This window comes from Halotolerantifilum yawarlongkerapense, assembly GCF_054506745.1.
Genome location: NZ_CP199719.1, coordinates 860,307 through 883,648 on the forward strand (window position 1 = coordinate 860,307; position 23,342 = coordinate 883,648).

The 23,342-nt window shown below is 51.2% G+C and carries 20 protein-coding genes; 8 read left to right on the forward strand and 12 right to left on the reverse strand.

Features of this window, described 5'->3' with window-relative positions; translation table 11 throughout:
- Positions 1-4: 4 nt before the first annotated feature.
- The 7 genes from ACULM0_RS04125 to ACULM0_RS04155 all read right to left on the reverse strand — a co-directional run bounded on the left by ACULM0_RS04125 (position 5) and on the right by ACULM0_RS04155 (position 8,695).
- On the reverse strand, positions 5-1,903 hold the full coding sequence (locus tag ACULM0_RS04125) for a phosphoadenosine phosphosulfate reductase domain-containing protein (RefSeq protein ID WP_463679200.1): 1,899 nt from the start codon (positions 1,901-1,903) through the stop codon (positions 5-7).
- Positions 1,904-1,956: 53 nt separating this feature from the next.
- The gene (locus ACULM0_RS04130) at positions 1,957-2,523 is read right to left on the reverse strand and encodes a hypothetical protein (RefSeq protein WP_463679201.1); all 567 of its coding nucleotides are present in this window, start codon (positions 2,521-2,523) and stop codon (positions 1,957-1,959) included.
- Between the two features lie 321 nt (positions 2,524-2,844).
- Complete coding sequence (locus tag ACULM0_RS04135) at positions 2,845-3,273, reverse strand: YkvA family protein (protein ID WP_463679202.1); 429 nt, start codon at positions 3,271-3,273, stop codon at positions 2,845-2,847.
- 8 nt (positions 3,274-3,281) lie between these two features.
- Positions 3,282-4,082, reverse strand: coding sequence for an ADP-ribosylglycohydrolase family protein (locus ACULM0_RS04140; protein ID WP_463679203.1), 801 nt, complete (start codon positions 4,080-4,082; stop codon positions 3,282-3,284).
- Between the two features lie 15 nt (positions 4,083-4,097).
- A complete protein-coding gene (locus ACULM0_RS04145) occupies positions 4,098-7,208 on the reverse strand; it encodes an AAA family ATPase (RefSeq protein ID WP_463679204.1) in 3,111 nt (1,036 codons plus the stop codon).
- Positions 7,205-8,368 carry an exonuclease SbcCD subunit D gene (locus ACULM0_RS04150; protein ID WP_463679205.1) on the reverse strand — a complete coding sequence of 388 codons (1,164 nt, stop codon included), beginning with the start codon at positions 8,366-8,368 and terminating at the stop codon, positions 7,205-7,207. Before ACULM0_RS04150 ends, ACULM0_RS04145 begins: the two co-directional genes overlap by 4 nt.
- A 186-nt stretch (positions 8,369-8,554) precedes the next feature.
- The gene (locus tag ACULM0_RS04155; RefSeq protein ID WP_463679206.1) at positions 8,555-8,695 is read right to left on the reverse strand and encodes a hypothetical protein; all 141 of its coding nucleotides are present in this window, start codon (positions 8,693-8,695) and stop codon (positions 8,555-8,557) included.
- Between the two features lie 208 nt (positions 8,696-8,903).
- On the opposite strand from ACULM0_RS04155, the gene ACULM0_RS04160 reads away from it, so the two are divergent.
- Positions 8,904-10,799: an LTA synthase family protein gene (locus tag ACULM0_RS04160; RefSeq protein WP_463679207.1), complete on the forward strand. Its 1,896-nt coding sequence runs from the start codon at positions 8,904-8,906 to the stop codon at positions 10,797-10,799.
- A 210-nt stretch (positions 10,800-11,009) separates the two neighbouring features.
- Here the strand turns inward: ACULM0_RS04160 and ACULM0_RS04165 are convergent, their stop codons facing one another.
- Positions 11,010-12,671 (reverse strand): MutS-related protein, encoded by a 1,662-nt coding sequence (locus tag ACULM0_RS04165; protein ID WP_463679208.1) that lies wholly within the window; start codon positions 12,669-12,671, stop codon positions 11,010-11,012.
- A gap of 94 nt (positions 12,672-12,765) precedes the next feature.
- Positions 12,766-13,713, reverse strand: coding sequence for an alpha/beta hydrolase (locus ACULM0_RS04170; protein WP_463679209.1), 948 nt, complete (start codon positions 13,711-13,713; stop codon positions 12,766-12,768).
- Between the two features lie 161 nt (positions 13,714-13,874).
- Between ACULM0_RS04170 and ACULM0_RS04175 the strand changes: the two genes are divergently transcribed.
- Positions 13,875-14,237, forward strand: coding sequence for a RidA family protein (locus ACULM0_RS04175; protein WP_463679210.1), 363 nt, complete (start codon positions 13,875-13,877; stop codon positions 14,235-14,237).
- Positions 14,238-14,346: 109 nt separating this feature from the next.
- Here ACULM0_RS04175 and ACULM0_RS04180 read toward each other — a convergent pair whose 3' ends face one another.
- Entirely contained in the window at positions 14,347-14,961 is a 615-nt protein-coding gene (locus ACULM0_RS04180) for a DUF3793 family protein (protein WP_463679211.1), read from the reverse strand.
- Between the two features lie 203 nt (positions 14,962-15,164).
- On the opposite strand from ACULM0_RS04180, the gene ACULM0_RS04185 reads away from it, so the two are divergent.
- The 6 genes from ACULM0_RS04185 (at position 15,165) to ACULM0_RS04210 (ending at position 20,030) form a co-directional block, all read left to right on the forward strand.
- Positions 15,165-15,671 carry an N-acetyltransferase family protein gene (locus tag ACULM0_RS04185; RefSeq protein WP_463679212.1) on the forward strand — a complete coding sequence of 169 codons (507 nt, stop codon included), beginning with the start codon at positions 15,165-15,167 and terminating at the stop codon, positions 15,669-15,671.
- Between the two features lie 26 nt (positions 15,672-15,697).
- Entirely contained in the window at positions 15,698-16,330 is a 633-nt protein-coding gene (locus ACULM0_RS04190; protein WP_463679213.1) for a response regulator, read from the forward strand.
- Positions 16,330-17,373 carry a sensor histidine kinase gene (locus ACULM0_RS04195; RefSeq protein WP_463679848.1) on the forward strand — a complete coding sequence of 348 codons (1,044 nt, stop codon included), beginning with the start codon at positions 16,330-16,332 and terminating at the stop codon, positions 17,371-17,373. Before ACULM0_RS04190 ends, ACULM0_RS04195 begins: the two co-directional genes overlap by 1 nt.
- A 136-nt stretch (positions 17,374-17,509) precedes the next feature.
- Positions 17,510-18,397, forward strand: coding sequence for a hypothetical protein (locus ACULM0_RS04200; RefSeq protein ID WP_463679214.1), 888 nt, complete (start codon positions 17,510-17,512; stop codon positions 18,395-18,397).
- A gap of 198 nt (positions 18,398-18,595) precedes the next feature.
- Positions 18,596-19,747 carry an IS200/IS605 family element RNA-guided endonuclease TnpB gene (tnpB, locus tag ACULM0_RS04205; RefSeq protein WP_463679215.1) on the forward strand — a complete coding sequence of 384 codons (1,152 nt, stop codon included), beginning with the start codon at positions 18,596-18,598 and terminating at the stop codon, positions 19,745-19,747.
- 37 nt (positions 19,748-19,784) lie between these two features.
- The gene (locus ACULM0_RS04210; RefSeq protein WP_463679216.1) at positions 19,785-20,030 is read left to right on the forward strand and encodes a GNAT family N-acetyltransferase; all 246 of its coding nucleotides are present in this window, start codon (positions 19,785-19,787) and stop codon (positions 20,028-20,030) included.
- Positions 20,031-20,155: 125 nt separating this feature from the next.
- Here ACULM0_RS04210 and ACULM0_RS04215 read toward each other — a convergent pair whose 3' ends face one another.
- Together ACULM0_RS04215 and ACULM0_RS04220 are read right to left on the reverse strand one after the other, a co-directional pair.
- Complete coding sequence (locus ACULM0_RS04215; protein WP_463679217.1) at positions 20,156-20,911, reverse strand: ABC transporter ATP-binding protein; 756 nt, start codon at positions 20,909-20,911, stop codon at positions 20,156-20,158.
- Positions 20,912-20,915: 4 nt separating this feature from the next.
- On the reverse strand, positions 20,916-23,234 hold the full coding sequence (locus ACULM0_RS04220) for an ABC transporter permease (RefSeq protein ID WP_463679218.1): 2,319 nt from the start codon (positions 23,232-23,234) through the stop codon (positions 20,916-20,918).
- Between the last annotated feature and the right edge of the window lie 108 nt (positions 23,235-23,342).

Below are 23,342 nucleotides of genomic sequence, written 5' to 3' on the forward strand. Positions count from 1 at the left end.
ACAATCATTCCTTTATTTTAACTCGAATAATCTTCTTCAAGTAACATCCGTTATCAAAATGATCAATGCAGTTCAAGCAATGAATACATTTGCTTTCGTCGATAATATATTGTGTATCCTCTGGCTTATAAGTGTTCTCTCGATTCTTCCATGTAACCTTAATGGCATCATACTTACATGCACTTGAACAACCACCACAAGATAGACAAGTCTGATATTTAGTGATTTGACAATCAACCTTTTGCTTGATGTCTATGAAACTCTTAACCCTTCCTTTGGTTATTTGAGGATAGCGTTTATAAATCTTCTTAATGTGCTCCATGCTGATGATCGTTACTTTTAGATTTTTTCTCCCTTTTCTGCCCTGCAATTTTATCAAAGGATTATCATATGAATCTAATACATATACTTCGCCAAGTCTTTTGTCACCTATATCAGTATCAATTCTCCCAAATGGTTTAAAAAGCTCATATAGATCATCTGAAATCTCTCTCGTGAGATGATAATTAAATAAGTTCACTTCTGTTACACAAGGTTCATAATCAACAACGCCATTATTGGAAATTTCCAAACCATTGCCACCTTGTCTAGCTTTCCAGTTTCCACCACTGACATACTCTTCAGGATCACTTTTGTTTGTTTTCTCTGCAAAGTTTATCAGAACTCTATTCCAACGTGCTGAGTCTTCCGGGTGAAAAACGGCAGAAAGATACTCAGCCCAACTACTGTTATTAGGACAGCACCAACAACCCACACGTGAGAATCCTTTTCTGTATGCATCGTTAAAATCAACTCTTCTAGAAAGGATGTACAACCATACATCAAAATCAAGCCAATCAATAATCGGAGATACTACTCTTTGCTTTGCGATCTTTGGACTATCTGATTCACGCTCATACTTATTTCTGTTATTCGATTCGGCTCTTCTAATGCCTTGAAAAGAAAGAATCTTATTGGTGTTCTTAAATGCTCTATCTAGTCGATCTGATATTGGTCCTGTCTTGAAGTACACACAACACCATCTCATCAATCTACTTGGGGGTCCGATCACTTCAGACAGTTCAAAAAAATCATCTTTCTTGTTTTTTGGCTTAAATAGTGGCAAATGTTTCGTTTCTTTTTTTAGTCTCTCAACATACTGATAGGTTTCTGGCATCTCTAAAGTGGTATCACCAAAAAAACGTGGAACTTTTTTATTTGCTAACGACCGAATGACCAAATCATGAACAACAGTAGAATCCTTACCTCCTGAAAATGAAATGAACATTTCGTTTTCAGCGTAATCTGCTGATACTGATTCGATGAAGTTCATGGCTTCGTGTTCAATTCGATTGTATCTATTAGCATTCACTTCGATGAATTTTTGGTGATCCAAGTGAGCATTTTCTTCTAGTTGCTCTAACATAGGGGTAAGCTTTTCCATTTCATCACGTACCATTTCAGGAGAGTAACTCTGCAGCTTTTTCTTAGATACACTAAGTGACTTACCATCAAAATAATAATGTGTCGAACTTGCCCAAACAGATTTCGATTCAATTCTTCTAATCAAATCTTTGTTTGATTTATTCAGAGTCAGTAATGTCATCAAGAAAAGTCTTTCTTCTCCAAATACCGGTCTCAAATCAGTCGATAGATAGCTTGAACTATTCTCCAATTTTTGAGTTTCACAATAATTACATTTAGTATCAAAATGGGGAACATCATGGGTTGAGCAATAATAAATCTCTGATTTGATATTTAAGAAACTGTTGTCATAAACCCTTTTGAAATTGCTATATTCTTGTGATCTTTCTGCTCCTAGCTTCTCTAACTCATTCTTGCAGTAATTACACTTGTTCTTTTCAGGGTCCCGGTACACTCCAGAATCTTCTTGACCACATTGCTCACAAAAGAATTTTATCATTTATGTCATCCTTACTATACTCATGTACTTAAGTGCTCGTGTTTTACTTCACTTCATAAAAATGTTTCGTTTCTTTGGCACACTGGACAAATAAAACCATTGCCATCATTAGAAATGATAAACTTCGAGAGCTGTAAGATGTTTGCAACGGGATCATTTTCAAGATCCCTGTTACATTTAATGCACTTCTTCGGATTAAACGCATGGAACATGCAGTATAACTCTAAATCAGATTCAATTTCTGACTCAGCATCGCTAAACATGTTATGGTTTAAAAACTCAATATCGTAAACACCACTTCCATTTTCATGAAACAGAATCATATTCTTTTCAAAGTTTTTTGAGACAAACCTCTGAGTATGTTGCTGAAATTCATTTCGCCAAGTTATCTTTCCACGATAAGACTTCTGTCTATAGGATATGGATAGTTTCAGCTTAAAAACTTTATCTCTATGCCGCACGAAGATCTTAGTGAAACATTCGTTGAGATCAGCAATTCCAAACTTATCTAATATCTCTTGAGGAACCCCCGTGTTGTTATCATAATAAAATGATTTGTCGATTATCTTTATTAAGAAGGTATCATTAATTACACGCCATGAATAATGCTCTTTAATCAATTATGTCGCCCCCTCAGGTGTCTTACGTCTAGTCAGAGTCTATCATATAATCATCAAGCATTACCCAACCAAAATAAAATATTCCGGTAAACACTCTTCCCAAAAACTCTCAGAATTATCACATCCCAAGAGGGTTATTCTATCGTCCTTTCATAAGCGATTCAAACTCAATAAGGATCTAATTGTATAAAGAGAAGGGCTTCAACGAAAAAATTGAACCCTGCTTAGTTAGTCTCCTTCTACACCCACGCCACCATCTCCTGCTCGAAATTCCTCTACTTTTGTCGAACTCAGCATTATTTCTCTGTCTTTTCTGAACTTTTACTCCTCCGGCTCCTCATCCGCCAGATTTTCCTTCCAGAGCTCATACTTCTTCAGGTCCGACTTGATCTGCTTCCAGGCAAAAGCCACAATCACCGCATCATCACTAAAGCCCGCAAAAGGAATAAAATCTGGTATGAAGTCCAGCGGGGATACGAAATACAAAATCGTTGCCACGATCATCACGATCGACCCCACTGGAATCGCACGGTAAGAACCGTTCACCCAATCCCGCATCAAGGACAACATGGTAGCCATCTCTCCCAGCACACCATCGAGGGGGCCCTTGGCCGCCGACATCTTTTCCGCCGCTTCCTTGATCAACCGCTGCATTTTCTTTGGGTCGTGCAGATAAACCTCTGCCTTCTTCTCTCGTTTCGATAATTGCTCTCTGGCAGTGGTCTCATCCATTTGTTTTTTTGGTTCCATCCTCCTGCTCACCTCTTATCCACGTACTGTTCTCTAAAGACACTCAAGATCATCAACAGTTCCTCATCCAGGTAGCTCTGTACTTGCTTCTTCAAGTGTTCGGGGACATCATAGTAACCTTGGGCGATACTCCCGGCTATGGCCGCCTGGGTATCGCTATCACCACCCAGGCTCACCGCATTTCGGATGGTATCCTCAAAATCCTCCGACTCTAGAAAGGCCACGATTGCCTCTGGAACCGATCCCTGACAGGTCACGTCAAATGCGTATGTCGGTCGGACGCTATCCAAGGTAAAGGACAAAGCGTAGAAGTGGTCTTCTAAGAAATCTTTGATTTTTGCTTTCGACGCACCCGTCCGCGCCAGATAAATCGCCCCGGCCGTTGCCTGCGCCCCCTTGATTCCCTCCTGATGATCGTGACTCACCGAAGCCGTCACCTCCGCAAGTGCCAATGCCTCCTCCAGATTACGTGCCACCCAGGCTGTGGGCGACACGCGCATGGCCGACCCATTGCCAAAAGACCCGTAGGGCTTCGGCTCCTGGGCTTCTAGCCACTTTTTGAAGTTACCGCCGTATCCTGCATTGGGATACTGCCTACCCAAACGCTGCATCTCCTCGACAAGAACCCGCTCCAGCCCCTCTCTACCGGTATCTCTCTCCCACAGTAAAAGAGCAGAGGCCACCGCACAGGTCAATACCGTATCATCGGTAAAACGACCGTGCTCTGAAAAAAACGAAAATGCCTTGGTCTTGATCGGACGCACCTCGTAGACGGATCCCACGACATCGCCGATAATCGCTCCGTACATGGCCTCATTCCTCCTTTACATTTTCACGAACTTCGCCTTGCTACCCGCCGGTGTCTGCTCGATCGTGAGCTTCGACTCGATCCGTTCTTTGAGTTCCGGCACATGGCTGATGATCCCGATCAATCGGCCGTCGGCCTGGAGCTCGATCAACATCTCGATCGCCTGGTCCAAACTCTCCGTGTCCAGCGTTCCAAAACCCTCATCGATAAAGAGCGTGTTCAGCTGGATGCCCCCCGCCGTGTGACGGATGATATCCGACACACCCAGGGCAAAGGCCATGGCCGTCTTGAAACTCTCCCCACCGGAAAGACTCTTCACCGACCGCTTCTTACCCGTGTAAAAGTCATGGACCTCCAGATCCAGACCCGCGTTCTTCGACTTACCTGTGCTGTGCTCCGCCATAAACAACGTGAACCGTCCACCCGTCATGGTCTTCAGCCGTGCATTGGCCGCCTTGAGCACCCGGTTCAAGTAAATCCGTAGCACATAGCTGTTCAGGTGCATCTTTTGGCTGTTCTTACCTAACGCAAGATCCGCCAGGGTTCTGACCTCATGGTAGGCGTTCTCCCGCTCCTCGATCTCTTTCGACAGCCGCTTGGTCTCACGGAGCACATGCCCCATGATCTGCTCATCCGTCACGCGCTTCTGCTCGCGGTCCACCAAATCATCCAGCGCCGTCCGGAGTCCTTCTCGCTTTTCCTTCAGGGCCGACAGATCCACCTCCGCATGTCCCGCCAGCTCCTTGTCTAGGTCTTCTACCTGGACTTGCAGGGCCGCTAGTTGCTTTTGATAGCTCGTGACCTCATGCTCCAGCACCACTGTATCGAGACCTGACAGGGTCTCTTTTTCCTTCTCATAGGCTTCCTTGTCTGCAAAGCCTTCTTTCTCCAAGCCCATATCAAAGGTCTTTTCCGCCTCTTGTCTGGCCACCGTCTGCTCCGCCAGGTCTTTCTCCTTGATCGCGATCTCCGCACGCTTGCTACCTAGTGTTTCGCTCGCCTCCTTGAAGGCTTTTTCCACCGCGTCGATCTGTTTCTTGAGCCTTGCAATCCTTTCGTCCAGGGCACGCATCCGCTCGTCATAGGTCTTTCGATCCGGCAGATCCTCCGGGATCTGCTTTCTCGTCCCGGAAAGACTCGTCTCTGTGATGTCGCGTTTTCTCGTCGTCTCCTCCACTTGTAGGCGCGCCTTCTCCAGCTGGTCCTCCAGCACAGTCAACTGATCTTGCAGATCCGACAGACGCTTCTGGTCTTCCAGCCGTTTTTTCTTTGACCCCTGAAGGTTCCGGTAATGGTCTTGTTCTTTTTTGTGGGCCGCCACAACGCGTGCCAGCGCCCGGTCGGCCTTCTCCCCCGCCTCCAGCGTCACCAGTTCCAGTTGCGACGCCGCCTGGGCCTCGATCACACCGATCTCTTTCTCCAGCAACTGCACCGCCGTCTGGGCCTCTTTCACGGCCTTATCGGCAGCTACCAGGGCCTTTTCCTTTTCCTCCAGAAGGGCCTCTGACACCCGGTCCTCCTCACCCGAAGGGTGAGCCGGCGCCGGATGGTCCTCCGATCCGCAGACCGGACAGGGCACCCCCTCCTCCAGCGCTTCCGCCAGCACAAAGACCTGGTGGGCCAGGTGCATCTCGCGCAGTCTCTCCAGCTCACGGTCCGCCTGCTCGCGCCCCTTGTCCCTAAAATCCAGCGCTTCTTTGGCCTTGGCCAGGAGCTTCCCATGGGTCTCCCGGTTCGTCTCCAGCTCACCATAGGCCTCCAGGGCCTTCTTCTCTTTTCCGAGCTGCCGACCGCGCTCCTCAGAAGTCACCAGCTCGCCACCCACATCCTCCGACGCGCGGATCGACGCTTCCAGTGCTTTGATCTTCTCGGTCATTACCTTCCGCTGGTCTTGTAGCGACTTCAGGACCTTATCTTCCTGGTCCCTCGCTTTCGACAGGCGTTCAATTTCCTTCTCCAGTGCATCCAGGTTCCCGTAGAGCGCCGCCAGCCCCTTGAGCCGCGACTGGACGTCCTGCGCTTCTTCTAGGGCCTTCTGCCACGCTGGTCGTTTTTCGTACTTTTCTTTGGCCTCTGTATAATCTTTCGCCAACTTCTTCTCTGTCTCTTTCAGCGTCTCCAGTTCTTTTTGAATCAAAGCCAATGCTTTCTCCTCGCGAGCGAAAGCCTCCCTTAGCCCCGAGAGGCGCGCCAGGATGCCGAGGCGCTTCAACTGATCCTTCTTCTGGTCAATCTTCTCCCGGTCCTTTTCCAGCGCTTCCAGCGCTTCTTTTCTTTCTTTCAAAAGAGCAAAGCGCGCGTTCTTTTGTTCACCGATGGTCATGGTCGCCGAAAGGGCCTCGATCTCTTCCCGCTGGGCTTCCATCTTTCCCTTCTGAACAGAAATCCGCTCTTTCAAATCCTCCCGCTCGCTCGCGAGGGCCACTAGGAGAGCCTCGTAGTGGCGGTTTTCCTGACCAAGGGCCTCCTCCAACACCTTTTCATTCAGATGGCCCAGCTGATCGAACTGGTTGTTCCGCTCCTTCTCCAGGTCCTTCAGCTCTCCGTAGGCCGTCTTGGCCTGCTGGTCCATGGCGATCTCAAAACGCTTGTAAAAAACCGTATCGAAAATCTCCTGGAAGGCCGCCTCCCGCTTGGCACTATCCGCCGTGAGCAGCTCGCGGAACTCCCCCTGGGGAATCATGATCGTCTGCTTGAACTGATCGTAATCCAGACCGATCAGCGACGTCACCGCGCTGTCGATCTCGCTTTTTTTCGACAGGGTCTTCTCCTCTTCCCCCACGGGATAGAAGGCCATGTCCGTGGACTTGAAACTCTTGGACCCCTCGCTCACCGTCACATCGAGCCCCCGCTGCACGTAGTAGGCCTTACCGCGGATCTCAAAGGTCAGGCCCACCCGGGCCTTCTCCCCTTCCTCTGCGAAATCACTCACCAGGTCGTACTCCGTCTTGTGGGTCCCGCTGGGTTTTCCGTAAAGTGCGTAGGTCATGGCATCGAATATCGTGGACTTCCCCGCACCTGTAGGCCCGGAGATCAAAAAGAGCGATTCTTTTTCAAGGTCCGAAAAATCGATGGTCTCCTCCCGGTAGGCCCCGAAGGCCTTCATCTGTAGTTTCAACGGTTTCATCGGAATTCCCCCCTGGCCAGCTCTTCAATCGTCTCGCGGATCATTGTCTCCTCCGACTCCGACAGCGCCTCTTCCTTGATGGCCCGGTAGAAGTCCCGGACCAGCTCGTGGGCATCCAGATTCTCGATTTCCACCTCTTCATCCATCAGGCTCAGCGTGCCCTCGAAGCCCTCTCGCTCGAGCTCGAGCACATTGGGGTAAATGGCCTTGAGCCGGTTGATGGGATCACGCAGGGCTCCCTTATCCAACAAGCGAATCTTGTAGTAATGATTCCGCTCTTGGTCCTCATAGAAATCGCTTGACAGGAGGGTCTCCAAAGTCCCTTCCAAGAGCCTCAGGTCTCTGGCAGGTGCCAGCGGCACGTGCCGCATCTCAACCAACCCCTTGGGTCCCAGGTCCACCAAGGTGGCGCCGTTGTTGGCCCCCACCTCGGAGAAGGAATACTTCATCAAGCTACCGGCATAGCGAATCCTTTCCCCACCGGCCTTCTGCGGCCGGTGCAGGTGACCCAGGGCCACGTAATCGAAATCCAAAAAATGCGCGTGGCTTACCAGTTCCGTACCGCCCACGGACAGGCTCCGCTCGGAATCGCTCACCTCCACGGATTCGCGTTCCTTGCCCACGAAACCGTGGGCCACCATCACCTGGCGCTCGGAGAAATCGTGGTCCTTCTTGATTTTTTCCACCACGTGGGCGTGCACATCGTCAAAGGTCTTGACCTCCTCGTTACCCGTGACAGCCCGGACCACCGCCGGGATCTCAAAGGGGACCAGGTGGAAGGTCACCGGACCATGGTCATCCGCGAGCTCCACGGACTTCACCCCCGCCTCGAACTTACCGGCGATATGGATGCCCAGGGCATCGAAAAGAGTGGAGCCGAAACCGACGCGCTCGGGGCTATCGTGGTTGCCGCTGATCAGGAGCACCTGGTCCACGGGCGTCTCCTTGACGATCCGAGACAAAGTCCGGTTGAAGAGGTCAACGGCCTCCACCGGTGGCACCCCGCGGTCGTAGAGGTCGCCCGCGATAATTAGCACATCCACTTCCTCGTCCTTGAGCAGCGTCACGAGTTGATCGAGTACCACCGCCTGGTCTTGCGTCATGTGGATCCCGTGGATCAGCTTCCCCAGGTGCCAATCCGATGTATGACAAATGCGCATTGATACGCCCTCCTTCATCACTTAACAGTTGCCCTTATTATACCAGTTTTAACCACTTGCCGTTAGTGGGACCTTTTGTCGATTTCTGTCGATTTAGGACCCTTAGTTCCCTTGAGTTCCGTATGTTCTGTAGAATCGGGTAAGGAGAACGAACCCTTCACCTGTGCAAGCACATCGAAAGACCCCCTACTCCTTCCCCCTGTTCTGGATATGGAAACAAACAGCACCCACGATGGCAAAAGCTAGAAAGAACAGGGTCCTGCTGGGACTGAAATAAAGCGCCATGAGAAAAAGCATGAACAGCATGATTCCCGTCGATGTCGACATCCCATCCTCACCTCCTGATCTCATCTTACCGTCTTTTGCGGCGCTATTTCGTCACAACCCCAAAATAACAAAATTCCTCTATAGATCCATCACCTGCACCTCTGTCCACCCTTTGGAAGAATTCTCCCCTTTGTATTCTGCATCCAATGGGGTAGAAAGTAGATACACCCAAAGAAAGTCAACGAACCCTCCTTTAGGAGTGAATCCCATGAAACGGATCTTTAAAAAATCCCATAGATCACGATTACCCCAGCCCAACACCTGGTGGTTCTTCGCCACCCTATCCCTTGCGAAAATATCCTGGCTACACCTGGTCATCGGTGTGCAGCCCCTGCTTTTTATACCCGTCACCCTTTTCAACGGGGCGACCCTCTTTCTCCTCTACCGGTGGATCACCGTCAGGGGAAAAAAGGTTTCGACCACACGCCTATTGGTCCTACAGCTTGTCATCACCGTTCTCGTGATTGCCGATCTCATGTACTACAGTCATTTCTACACCCTCCTGCCCGCACACAGCATCCTCCAGGTAGGCCAGCTCGGCCCGGTGACGGGAAGCATAGTGGCCCTCTTTCGGCCTACCTACCTGATTATGACCATCGATGTCCTCTACCTCTTGTGGGCCCGCTTGCAAGAAAAAAAGTCCTTTCTACTCGTGCGTCAGAAACTCCGGTTAAAAATAGTCCTGCTCTCCTTATCTATGGTGCTCCTTCTCGGTTACAGTTTTCCCACCTTTCTCGGTGCCGCCGATCACCTGACCCCACAGAACCTGGGGGCCCTTCATTACCACCTCTACGATTTGGTCACACTGACCTTACCGAAACCCGCCGATGAAGACCAGGTGCAAGGCGTCATGGAACCGGTGACCGCGGAGACGGACAATCCCATGCGGACAGGACTTCTTGAGGGAAAAAGTCTGATCGTTATCCAGGCAGAATCCATCCAAGCCTTTGCCCTGGGACGCACCACCGCCGGACAAGAGATCACCCCCACGCTCAACGCCCTCTTAGAGGACGACAGCTTTACTTTCACAAACTACTTCGAACAGGTGGGCTGGGGCAATTCCTCCGATGCGGAGTTCGTCACCCACACGGGCTATTACCCCGCCCTCCAGTCCTACAGCTACGAAGCCTACGAGGACAACCACCTCCGTACGCTGCCGAAGGAACTAAAAAAATCTGGCTACACCACCATGGCCTTCCACGGCAACCGGCCGAGCTTTTGGAACCGCGAGACCATGTACCCAAAGATCGGTCTCGATACCTTTTACAGCAGTGAGAAACTGGACATGGACGAGACCATCGGCATGGGTCTCAGCGACCGGTCCCTCTTCCGCCAGGCCATTCCGATCCTGTCCCGAGCAGAGCGTCCTTTCTACGCCCTTCTCATCAGCCTCACCTCCCACCACCCCTACACCCTGCCGAAAGACCACCGGGGTCTTACCCTCCCCGCTCGCTATGAGGGTTCTGCCCTCGGCGACTACCTGCAGACCGTCCACTACCTCGATGCCTCGCTCGGTGCCTTTATCAAAGACCTCAAGCGCGCCGGACTCTACGATGAATCGGTCATTATCCTGTACGGGGACCACCAGGGACTCGACCACCGCGATCCGGAAGTTGACGACGACATGAGTGACTTCTTGGGGCGTCCCTACCTAGAGGAAGATATGTTCAACGTGCCTTTCATCATCCACATCCCCGGCATGAACCGCACGGAAGGGATCAAAACCGTGGGCGGTCAGATCGACTTCTACCCCACCCTGCGCAACCTGCTGGGCTGGGCGCCGGAGTCCGACCGCTTCATCGGCAAAGACCTGCTGAATGCCGAGGAGGGCTTCGTCGCCAAGCAGGTCCACGTCTCCCGCGGTTCCTTTATCAACGACCAGATCAGCTTCCTCTTTTCGCCGGACGGCATCTTCGAGAACAGCACCGCCCGCGACCGCGACACCGGTGCTCTTGTACCGCCCGAAGTCGGGCGCGCCGGCTACGAACGCGCCATGGGCGAAACCACCCTCTCCGAGTACATCATGGAGAACGACCTTGTCGAAACCGTCACTGAGAAGGGACTTCCCTTTATCCTGGAAATGATCGAGAGCGAAGAAGAATAACCCACCCGCTTCACCCCATCCCACAAGACAAGAGACCGTGTCAGGTACCCAATCAAAGGGCATCGTGACACGGTCTCTTTTACCGGTGGCGCATCCAACATCCGATCCGCCCTCTTTCCTACCTTTCCATAGCCGCCGTTCTGTATCTTTTGATCTGAACTGCATTGAAAAAGACCCAGTCTTTCGACCGGATCATGAAAAGGCTGTTCATCAGTTGACCGAGACCCGCCTGTTCGCCCCGTTGATAATCTCCTCGGGAAAACCCATGGCGTGCAAGAGGCGGATGGCATTTCTCGTTTGCGACACACCCTGGTTGATGATGTAATCGAAAACCACATCCTTTCCCTGCATCCGCTCGGCGAAGTAGTACTTTCCGTACTGCTCGTCCGGGATTTCCGTCAGTTCAGAATCATGAGAGGCCACGATGGCCAGACAGTGCTTGTCATCGAGAAACGCCAGGATCGAAGCCGAGGCCGCCACCCGTTCCTCGTTGTTGGTTCCCCTCAAAATCTCATCGATCATGCAGATCACCAGCCGGTCCTCGTCCAGACTGTCCAGGATCCGCTTGATGTAGCGGATCTCCCTGATATAGTAGCTCTCTCCCGCCATCAGGTCATCCCTGACGGCCATCGAGGTGATGATCTTAGCCCGGGGCAGCACCATTTCGATCGCCATACAGGTGTGGATATTTTGTCCGAGAATAGCGCTCAGGGCAACGGACTTGATAAAGGTCGACTTCCCCGAGGCATTGGAACCGGTGATGATGCAGCTGTTTTCCAGCTCCACCGAGTTGGGCACCGGCTTCTCGATCAGCGTATGGTAGAGTCCTGTCATACGGAGGGCGGTTCGGTCGGTAAATTTCGGTGGACAGTAGTAGGGCAGACTCTCTCGATAGGAGGCCACCGCGATCGCCGCGTCGATCTCCCCCAGTCCCTCGTAAAGGGAGAGAAAAGCACCCTTGTGATCGCGCAAGCGACAAAGGATCCGGTCGTAGGTCACAAAATCCCACAAGGTGGCTCCCACTAAGTAATCGTAGACCAGCGCCACAAGATCTCCGGTGAAAACGGCATCCTTTCTCACCTGTAGGAAACTGGTCGCCTTCCACAGGCGCTTGAAGGGCTTGAGATCCGCAGTGAGATGCGCGAAGATGGCTTCGTTGGTGAACTTCTTCTTGTTCGTCAGGGTGGTCGCGACACCGATCACGCTGTTCACGCACCGGATCATATCGAGGTGCTGTTCGAACCGATTCTTGCCGACGGCATAGAGCACCAGGTTTACAGAGAATACCGAGGCTACTGCCAGTTGTGCCGGAGCGGCTCCCGTGACCAATGCTGTGACCACAGAAGCGGCCAATAGAAGTTGCAAACCCTGCATCACAGGCTTACTCCACAAGCCCATGATCCGGTAAGTGTCGATGTCCTCTAGAAACCGTGGTAAATGATAGCTCTTCCTGTCCGTCCCCAGGTCCGATAGAAGTAGCTGGACCTGCTCGCGTTCTCGATCCTTCGAGCTAAAGTGGTCCACGCGTCTCTCAAAAGCTTCGCCGACTCCAGATGCCTTGGGTAGCCAGTGGAGCCTTGAGAAGAGCACCTGGTCTCCGGCAAAGGAGCGACACCCGTTGATCCGTTTGTACACCTCTTGCATCTCCAGGTCGTTCCAGGTGATGTCATCGATCCGTTCCTCTTCCGGGATCCGGTGGATGAAATGCTCCCAATGGTAGGCGATCTTGTCGAAATCCAGTTTTCTCTCCGCGGGTTTCTTGCCGAACTGTTCCTTGATCGTTACACGCAGTTTCCTTTTATGCAACCTTTTCTCGATGAGCATCAGTCCCTGTACGAAGAACAGAACGCCCATTACAATCCAAATCTGCATGGTCCTACCTCCCATCGGGTGCTAGCTGAGTAGCCCACCGGTCCAGCTCATGGTGCCAAATTTCGTATCATAGCCCGCCCGGATGATCTAACGACTACAAAGCCCCTCCCACACCAAATTGGTCTTTGAAGAAGCGGTACACACGCTCGCTGTACACAGGATCATTTTCCGGATGGAAAAAGTCCTCCCCCTCCAAGATCATGTGGTGGTTGCCCTCCTTTAAGAAGACCTCGACATGATCCGGCGCTACTTCTAGTATTCGCTCGAGATTTTTCACCGGCACTTGATCGTCGCCCTCTGAATGCATAAAGAGAGCCGGTCGATCCCCCAGGTGCTCGATCGCCATCTGGGGTGATCTGTGGCGCGTCGCGCGACCAAAGCGAAGCGTGGTATAAGTTTTCACGATCGGCCGCTGGAAGGTGGTGAAGAGTTTCGGTGCGCCCATCAGCACCATCTGGTCCACGAACTGGTCCTCGAAAGAGGAATAGGCCGAGAGGCTGACCAGGCCGTCGATCCCTGGCAGTTCGCCTACCGCGTTGATCGCCACGGTGCCGCCCATGGACAGGCCGTAAACCACCACGGGTAGGTCTTCGAACCGCGGGTCCGCTTCAATCACTTTAAGGACAGCCCGGACATCTTCCACCTCCGTGAAACCGAGGCCAATCTCCTCACCAGCGCTCGCCCCGTGGGCGCGCATCTCCAAGAGGTAGCTCTCGTATCCCCAGGCTCTTACCATCGCCGCATGACCGTAAAAGGCCGTCACCGATGGCTTGTGAATGCCCGAAAGAAAAATCACGGCACCCACTGGGTCATCTGCTTTTACGCGGTAGACCGCCAGATCAAATCCATCCTCGGTTCGAATATCCATTTTCTCGCTCTCGATCCCATGGTCCTCTGACGCGTGGATTTCACCGAAGGCCACCGGTGAACCGGCCATGTCGTCCACCACCTGGTGAGCGATGAGAAATCCACCACCCACGACCACCAGAACCGGCACCAGAAGGACCACAACTAGTATCTGCTTCCATTTTCTTTTTAACATATGAACGCTCTCCTTTTCTCCTCCCTTCAGAGTATCGCATTCCTCCTGATGTGGGTAGAGGATTTCTCTAGCGACCGACGGATTTAAGATTTATCGGCTCCCGCTTATGATAGGATGGCGCTGGGAACAAATATTCTTTACCATAGAGAAAGGAGCATCCCATGCCACACATCACCCGTTCCGACGTCAACCTGGACTGGGCCCATGCCGGCGTCGTCGAGGTCGGCGACCTAGTCTTCATCAGCTACTGCGTCGGTAACATCGGACAATCTATCGAGCGCCAGGTCCACGGTGCCCTCGACCACCTTGAGAAGCGATTGGCCTCTGTCGGCCTGACGCTCGATTCCGTGGTCAAGGTCGACTGCCTCTTTCGCGACATCTGGCAGATCCCGGTCATGGAAAAGGTCTTCAAAGAACGGTTCAAGGAACAGTATCCCGCCAGAAAGTCCATCCAGACTGCCTTCGCCCACAAGGGCGGGAACGAGGGCCTGCTCTTTCAGCTCGATGCTATCGCCAGCAAATGAACTCCTTTTAACTGAGTGGCGAACTGACACGAAAAAAAGAGGACCATGAATCCCTGCTGCTATCGCAGCTGATGTCCGTGGTCCTCATTGCTTTTTCATTCATTTTTTGCTAAGAGGCTTCTTGTAGCTTCAACTGGGCGACGACCGCCTGTAGGGGGAGGGCCTGGCACAAGCGCAGGATTTTCTCCTCGGCCCGCTGGAACTGCTCGAACAGCCGATCCGAGAGCGTCGGGTCCCCGTAGACCTTCCACGCCGTGGTCTTCACATGCTGGAGGCTCGGGTGCCCGATGAAACCCATGACATCCTTCAGCGGATAGCCGAAGAACACGCCGTACTCTTCCGGCAGTTGGTTGTCGATCAGGCAACGGTGTAGGTGGTCCATATAATCCTCCGCCGTCATCTCAGCTGAAAAACCACGGGAAGTAAGAAAGCGGAGGACGCGCTGGTCTTCGAGGAGTCTTGTCATGGTCTCCAGATGGTAGACGATCACCTTGATCGAGTTGTTTCGGCTGTAGACCAACTGGTAACGAATGCTCTCATGGGTGGAGAAGAGCATCTCCAGGTCCGCCAGCAACCTGTCGACGAACTTAAAGTCTTTTCTGAAACACAATATGTGCATCGGCTTGACACCCAGCAGGGTGGGCCCCAGTCGCATCATGAAATTGATCTCTCGGTATTTCTCATAGGAGGCCAGGCAATCGGCCACGTTGCATAGGGAGGTCATCACATCACCCCTTTCTTGAAAATGATAATTGTTATCAAGTATATTTTACACCAGTTTTCAAGCCTTGTAAATACACTTTTTCAGGGTCCATAGCAGGATCTTACTTTGGGGTATGAGGCCCTCGTTGCGAGATTGGGGGTGGTCAGCTTGTACAAAAACAAGTACAATTTTGGTAGGAGCACCCACGAAAGGAGAGAGAGCAGATGACACAAGTCACCATCACGGAAATGGAGCGCGGCGACTGGCCCTCCGTCAAGCGGATCTACAACGAGGGGATCGAAACGGGCATCGCCACTTTTGAGTCCAAGTCCCCTGGTTGGGAGATCTGGGATGCCCACCACATGCCCACCTGTCGCCTGGTCGCCAAGATCGGTAACGAGATCGTAGGCTGGGCTGCCCTCACCGCTTACTCCCACCGGCGTGTCTACTCCGGTGTGGCTGAAGCCAGCCTGTACATCGGCCGCGATCACCGCGGACAGGGAATCGGTAGCCAGCTCATGGAATCGCTGATCGAATGTAGCGAGGAGAACTTTTTCTGGACGCTCCAAGCAGATATCATTGCCGAGAACTCCCTGAGCCGCACGCTCCTCGAAAACCACGGCTTCCGACTCGTGGGGGTTCGGGAACACATCGCCCGCCGCGAGGGCATTTGGCACGACACCTTGGTCTTCGAACGCAGGAGCACCGAGATCGGCGCAGAGGCCACATAGAACGACAAGACAAGGAGTGTCTTATCATGCCCCTATCCCCCCTTCACATCCTGATCGTGGACGACCACGCTTTCTTTCGTAAAGGTGTGGCCCTCTTTTTAAAAAGTCATCCCGAGATCGGCTCCACTTATGAAGTGGCCTCCGGCCTAGAGGCACTAACATATCTCGAGACTACCGTGCCAGATCTCGTGCTGATGGACCTCATGATGCCCGACATGGATGGCATCGAGACCACCAGGTCCTTGCTCTCTGACCATCCGGATCTCAAGATCCTGGTGATGACCAGCCAGGACACCGGTGACCAGGTGAGAAGAGCCCTTACCGCTGGTGCCGCCGGTTACTGTCTCAAAGACGCCCCACCGGAGGAACTGCTGACCGCCATCACGGCCGTGGCCTCCGGTGGTACCTACCTCGGCCGTGGGATCAACCCCACCACCTTGACAATAACGGAGGATTCCCCCGGCTTAGACGACCTCACCGATCGGGAAAAGGACGTGCTTGCCCTCATTGCCGAAGGACTCTCGAACCGGAGCATCGGGGAGGCCCTCTTCATCTCGGAGACCACCGTGAAAAGCCACGTGGCCCGCATCTTGTCCAAGCTGGAGGTCAAGAGCCGGACGGAAGCCGCCCTGGTCTACAAGGAGCGTGGTTCCTCGTGATGCGCATGGTGGCCGAGACCATGTTGGTGGGGTTTCTAATCGGTCTCGTCATCGCCTCCAGCGCCCAGTGGCTGGGACTGACCTTTCCCATGGACACCCTTTCCCTCCTACCCTTCTATGCCGCCCTCTTGAGCGGCCTGGGCACGGTGGTGGCTACCGGGGTGACCGCAAGGCTCACCCACGCATCGCGTCCCTACGCCCAGATCGCTGGTTTTCTTGCAGCGGCCCTGGTCAATGCCGGTCTTGCCTATGGCCTCTTGACCCTCCACGGGACCACAGCGCTCTCCCCCTACATCCTGATCATCCTGTTCTCGGGTCTGGCCCTGGGGGGCCTCTACGGCCTCTATGCCGACCGCAGGGCCAAGGACCGGGAACGCCTGGAGATGCTCGAGACCTTGGCTGAGAAGAACAGAGAGATCGAGAAGACCACCCGCCTCCTGACACTCTCGGAGGAACGCCGGCGCATGAGCCGCGAGCTCCACGATGGGATCAGCCAGGGGATCCACGGGATGTTGTTTTCCATCGCCACCCTGGAACGCACCCTCGAACCCTTGGGGGAAAAGGAAAGAGACCTCCTCGACCATCTCAAAGAGACCGCGGAGAACACCCGCGACGAACTGAAGAATGTCCTGGAGGCCCTGGCCCCGGGCATGCTGGAAGACCACACGCTGACGGAGGCCCTGCACCTCTTGCTCGACGGGCTCGAGAAACGTTCCGATCTCAAGATCGAGCGCAAGATCGATCCTATCCAGGGCCTTGATCCCCACCTGGAGCTGTCGCTCTACCGAATCGCCCAGGAGGCCATCGCCAACGTCGAGCGACATGCCCAGGCAAAGCGCGTCTCCTTCCTCCTGACCTACGAGCAAGACGTCGTGCGTCTAGAGATCAGAGACGACGGCATGGGCTTTGACACGGAAATGCAGTACGCCGGTCACGGCCTTTCGAATTTACAGGCCAGGGCCAATGAAATCGAGGCTCATCTCACCATTAAAAGTCGGCCGAATCAAGGGACACTAGTCGAGTTAGAGATCCACCCATCATGATCCGCTTCTATTAGCGGATTTTTTTATGCCATTTCATCCTTACGGAGGATGCCCATTTCATTCTTACGGCTGTTTCGGCATAGTTTCGATCCCTGTACACTTAAACCATAAAAGCACGTACAGGAGGTTATCGATCATGTTCAAGAAACAATACCCGCTCCTTCACTGGTGCCTGGTATTCATGGGGCTTCACCTGGTAACTGCACTCATTCTCTACAGGATCTTCGGTTGGTTGTCCGGCCTGTTGCCCGTCGGGCTCTCGGCCCTCGATTTCTACGGGACCTTTTCCCTTTCGCCCGTGGATCACCTGATCCGCGGTCTTGTCCTAGCTCTGGTCCTCTACCCCATTAAGAAAAAGGGCAGGCTCAACTGGAAAAACACCCTCACCGCACTCTTCGTCGTCGGCCTCATCGGCAGTGTAGAACCGCAGCCCGGCACCATCGAAGGACTGATTTACACCATTACCACCCCTTTTGAGCATCTCCTGGTGATTTTGGCAGAGGGTCTCCGGATCCTGCTTTTTCTGATCCTCCTCAGGCGAGGGGGTCTGCTCGATGAAAACCTTGCGGATACCGACATCCCCACACGGTCCTACCGACGTTTCCTGGTCCTCCATCTTGTCACCTACTGGGGTGTGGGCATGCTCTTTTATCAGATCAGCGGTTACGAGGAGGCGCTGGCCACGGACGCCGCCTTTCTGCTCTACAGGGATTTAGAGAGTCTTTCCATGGTAGGTCTTGTCTTTTTCGGTCAGATCTTCCGTGGCCTGCTCCTCGCCGTCTCCATCCTGCGCCTGACGGGGCCACGCCCCTCGACCGGTACCCTCTTTCTCGAGCTCTTCGGTTTAACGGCCCTCGGGGGTCCACTCTTCGCCGCCAGCTTTTTCGACGGACTCCTCCAGGTGGAGAGCATCAGTGGCTTCCTGGCCAGCCTTGTCATTGGCATCCCGGAGATCACAGCCCAGATGCTCGTCTTTTCACTACTATTCGTTCACGGAATTCCTCGAAAGAGAGTCCACCGTTAGCTCACTGACTGCTCTGCACGCATGAATGCGGCAGCTTCCTTGCGCAGATTCTTGTGATTATATTCGAAAATTATATGCAATAAGCGAGGACACCCGTGACTTTAGTCGTGGGATGAACCTGTTGACTTTGTCCTAGAGTCACTGATAAACTAGACATGAACATATATTCTCATAAAATTTTTGCAAGGAGGTGGTTTTTTGTTAAAGCATAGGGCGTACAAGTTCAGAATCTATCCTGACAACGCTCAAAAAGAACAGATCGCAAAGACAATCGGCTGTAGTCGATACATCTTCAATCACTTCCTTCACGAATGGGAAACCGCCTACAAAACCACCGGCAAAGGATTAACCCGCAGCATTTGTTCGCGTCAGCTTCCTTCGCTTAAGAAAGAGCTCTCCTGGCTAAAGGAACCTGATGCCATTGCTCTTCAAGCGTCAATTGAAAACCTCCAAGATGCCTATACACGGTTTTTCAAAGGAGAATCAAAACATCCACGGTTCAAGAGCAAGAAAAATCCCGTCCAGTCTTACAAAACAAAATTCACCAATAACAACATCGAAGTCAAAGGCAACCGCCTCAAGCTTCCGAAACTGGGTTGGGTGAAGTTCGCCAAAAGCCGCGAGGTTGAAGGGCGGATCATGAATGCTACCGTCCGCAGAAATGCTGCGAACAAGCATTTTGTTTCAATTCTTTGCGAAGTCGACATTGAGCCATTAAAAAAGACGGGTTCTTCTGTCGGCATTGACCTTGGACTGAAGGATTTTGCCATTCTTTCCGACGGAACGGTCTATGACAACCCTAAATTCTTTCGTTCGCTCGAGAAAAAATTAGCTGAAGAACAGCGCATTCTTTCTCGCAGAAAAGAGCGAGCGAAAAAAGAGGGACGGAAACTGTCCGAAGCGAAGAACTATCAAAAGCAGAAGCGAAAAGTCTCTCTCCTTCATGAGAAAATTAGGAACAGACGCGAAGACTACCTCCATAAGCTTTCCACCGATATCGTCAAAAGCCACGACGTGATCGGCATCGAAGATCTTCACCTAAAAGGTATGGTGAAGAACAAAAAGCTTTCGAAGGCAATCTCCGAGGCAAGCTGGGGGCTTTTTCGCGAAATGCTCGAGTACAAAGCAGACTGGTACGGTAAAACCGTAGTAAAAGTTGCCCGGAATTTCCCTTCAAGCCAGCTCTGTTCATCATGCGGGTACAAGAACAAAGCCGTTAAAGATCTCTCTGTGAGAACATGGACATGTCCTGAATGTGGCACCGCTCATGACCGAGATGTTAACGCAAGCATGAATCTTCAAACCGAAGCTTTACGGCTTCTAACCGTGGGGACCACGGGGCTAGCCTAATAAACAACTGCCCGTTAGGGCGGTCTTCCTAGGAATCTTGGCACTTCAGTGCCGAGTAGTTCAACTCTTCGTAGATTTTCTCTTTCGTTCTAAGATGATCAACAGGCTTGAAATCGAGGCCGACGTCAACAACGTGGGCAGTAGAAGAATTGCAGAAAAATGTGGCTTTGTTGCCGAAGGAATCAAGAAGCAATCCTCCTATGTGAACGGCACATACAATGACAACGTACTCCTGGCCCTGGTGAAAGAAGACTATCATCGCCTCTACCGCAAAGAAGACTAATAGGGGCGTCAACAAGGGCCTTATCATCCTGCATACTAGAAAAGACCGTTCAGGGGTATTTCCCTCCGAACGGTCCTTCTTAATTGGTAGCTAGTGTAAAGATGCACTTGGTCAGCATTCCCTGCTTATATTCCTAATCCCAGCATTCTTTCTGTGACAGTGGATAACCGGCTTTCAAAGTTGCTACCATTGTACTTGCCCAGAGCGACTTCATCACAAAATTCGCCATCCAACAAGAACTTGACGCGATCGGATACGGAGGCGACTTTAGCATCATGGGTGACCAAGATGATCGTAGTACCTTTGCGATTGATCTCGCAGAAGATCTCCATGATTTCTTTGGAAATCGTTGAATTCAGAGCTCCAGTGGGTTCGTCCCCAAAAATGACGCTGGGCTCATTGATCAAAGCCCTGCAGATTCCCGCACGCTGCAGTTGTCCCCCCGAAACCTGGGTGACGTCTCGATCTCCCAAGTCATGAATCCCCACGGATTTCATCAGCTCGACCGCTCTTTTCGCAATCGCTTCTCTTGATTTTGCGTTCTCGCGAATGGCCGGAAGTATAATGTTATCCATCAGATTCAAATTGCTGAGAAAGGTGGGTTGTTGAAACACAAACCCCATCTTATTTCGTCGCAAATCAGCAAGTTCCCGCTCATGTAGCTTGGTCATCTCTTCCCCTAGGAAGTGCACTTTGCCCTCATCGATGTGGTCCATACCACTTAACGCGTACATCAGAGTTGATTTTCCCGATCCAGAAGGGCCCATGATGGTTAAGAAGTCTCCTGCTTTCACTTCAAGTGAAACCCTATTCAGTACATATCTGGCTCCGTCGATGAACTCAAATTTTTTGGTAATCTCACTACCTTGGATAATCGTCATTTTCTCACCCCTTTATATTGAGAGATATCTCTACGCGTTCCAAATCCCTTGTTCCGATCAAAATGGAGATCCAGACGGTCATACATATGGCCAGTGGTAGTATGAGGTAGGTGAACAGTACATTGATGCTAAAAGTAAAGGCGGTTACGCCAAAGTTCGCGATCATCAGCTCTGCCAGACGCTCTCCTACCGTGAGGGACAAAACAATACCGATTAGAATGGCCAACACCGTCACAATCAACCCTCGATAGATGAACTGAGATCTTAAGTCGACAGTGGTGAACCCCAGTATTTTTAACACAGCTATTTTATAGCGTTCTTTTGCCACAAGCATGCGGATAAACAACACAGTGATCAAGAACACGATGAACAGGGCCACAACGGTGCCCACCAAGGACGCGTTTCTGAATGAAGTCTTCGTCGTACCAAAAGTCTGATCGATAAATGCATCGATATCAGACACCTTTACGGTTGGGAACAGATCTTGATAGTCAGAAACGACTGCAGCTTTTCTAGCCGGATCAATCAAATCAGCATACACAATGCCCCACATGATTTCACTGTTTTCATCAACGAAGCCCGCTTTTGCTGTTTTGCCACCATTCGTCAGATCAGAATAGATGCCACTGATGAACAGCTCTTTTTCCGTTCCATCATGAAAAATCGTTAGGTGCTCACCGACTGACAAGCCCACCTCTTCGGCATTGATCGAAGACAAAGCGATTTCATCCTCGGCAACAGGCATTTTTCCCTCGGTGTACTCAATCGGAAAAGCCTCGTGATCACCTAATTCGATTTTCAACCTCACTTCATTTCCATGTTCATCTAAGGCCGTATAGGATCTAGCAACAAAGACTGAGAATGTTGAGATCCTTGCATCTTGATCCATTTGCATCTCTACACGGCTTAGCACCTTCTCCAGGTTTTCACCTTGTTGTACATCGATCCGAAGGTCACACTCCCCAACCCCCATATAGGTGATAAAGGACTCAGAGTCGATGGTATAGAACATGTTGGTCGGCAGGTTAATGATGAACACACTTAAGATGATCACCATACCCATGGTGAGGTAGAGCTTCTTCTTGCGCCCGATATCCTCTAATGCTAGGAATACATTCGTGTTGCGAATCCTTGTTTTTTCGAGAGACATCTTTAATCTCTTCTTTGGTTGATCGTGAACAACACCGAAACGAATGGATTCCGTTACCGAAACCCTCTTGATCCTTCGCAAGACCATGGAAACATAAGCGGTGACCAAGACGGTAATGAATACCGCGGCGAGTAAGCCCATCGTCATCTCACCCACCAGTGTGGAGGAAATACCCATAAACAATCGTACATTCTCCAAGAGGGCTCCTTTGAGTCCTAAGGATACGATGAATCCCAATAGGGAACCCATTGCAGCGATCAAGAAATATTTAAACAAGTACATTCTTTTGATATCTCTCACGTGGAAGCCAACCGCTTTTAAAACACCGATTTCCTTGTAATCGTCATCAAGCCTTGCCAGTAGCGTGAAACGGATGCATAAGAAGGCTATGATGACCACGATAAAGCTGACCAACAGTATGACAGCCATCATCAGACCGTCGGAGACACCATTGATCATTCTGAACAAAGGGTCGGTCAGTGTTGGTCCATTGGACTCTAATCCACTTTTCACATAATCTGCTTCGAAGGCTTGAATCGCATCGGGTCCGTTTAATCGAAACTCGATCAAGTACTCAACTCTCCCCAGCTCAAGAATGCTCTCGAAATCTGACGCATGAACAAGAAACCGCTTTGATGAAGACAGTGGTGAGTTCATCTGGGCATCTCTCAAGTAACCCTTTACGGAAAAAGGGATCCCGTGAAACGCTATTGTATCTCCGATCTTTATGGAACGATCCTTGAAATAGGCCAGGGGTACAAAGATCTCTCCTTCACGTGCCTGAATAGGTTGATTGTCGAGATCCAAAAGAAAATCAAAATTTTGATTCTGCTTCACGATACCGTTGTCTTGTACCGTATTTTGAAGCGGTCTTCCATTGATCAGCATATGCTCTGCATCAATATTCACAAATTCAACCAGCTGAAAATCCGACACAGATTCATTGGACGCTACGAATCGATCCATCCTAGGATGATCAATACTTCCCGTGTGCATTTGCATGAAATGAGGTGTTTCAGCTGCATTCATCATTAGCTCAATCGAACGCGAGAGATTAACAAATAGAATTGCAGAAAGCGATAGAAGCATGGAAGCTGCCCCAATGAACAGAATCATTGAAATTGTAATCCATCTACTCTTTTTAAAATCATTCTTCACCATTCTGAGTAACATGTTCCACCTCCTGCTCAACGGACAAGACCCTTTTCCAACGACTATGATCCCCTCTTAAGGCAGTTTCGGTATCTCACCTTCACTTGTCAGCCGAACACTGCGGGTTTT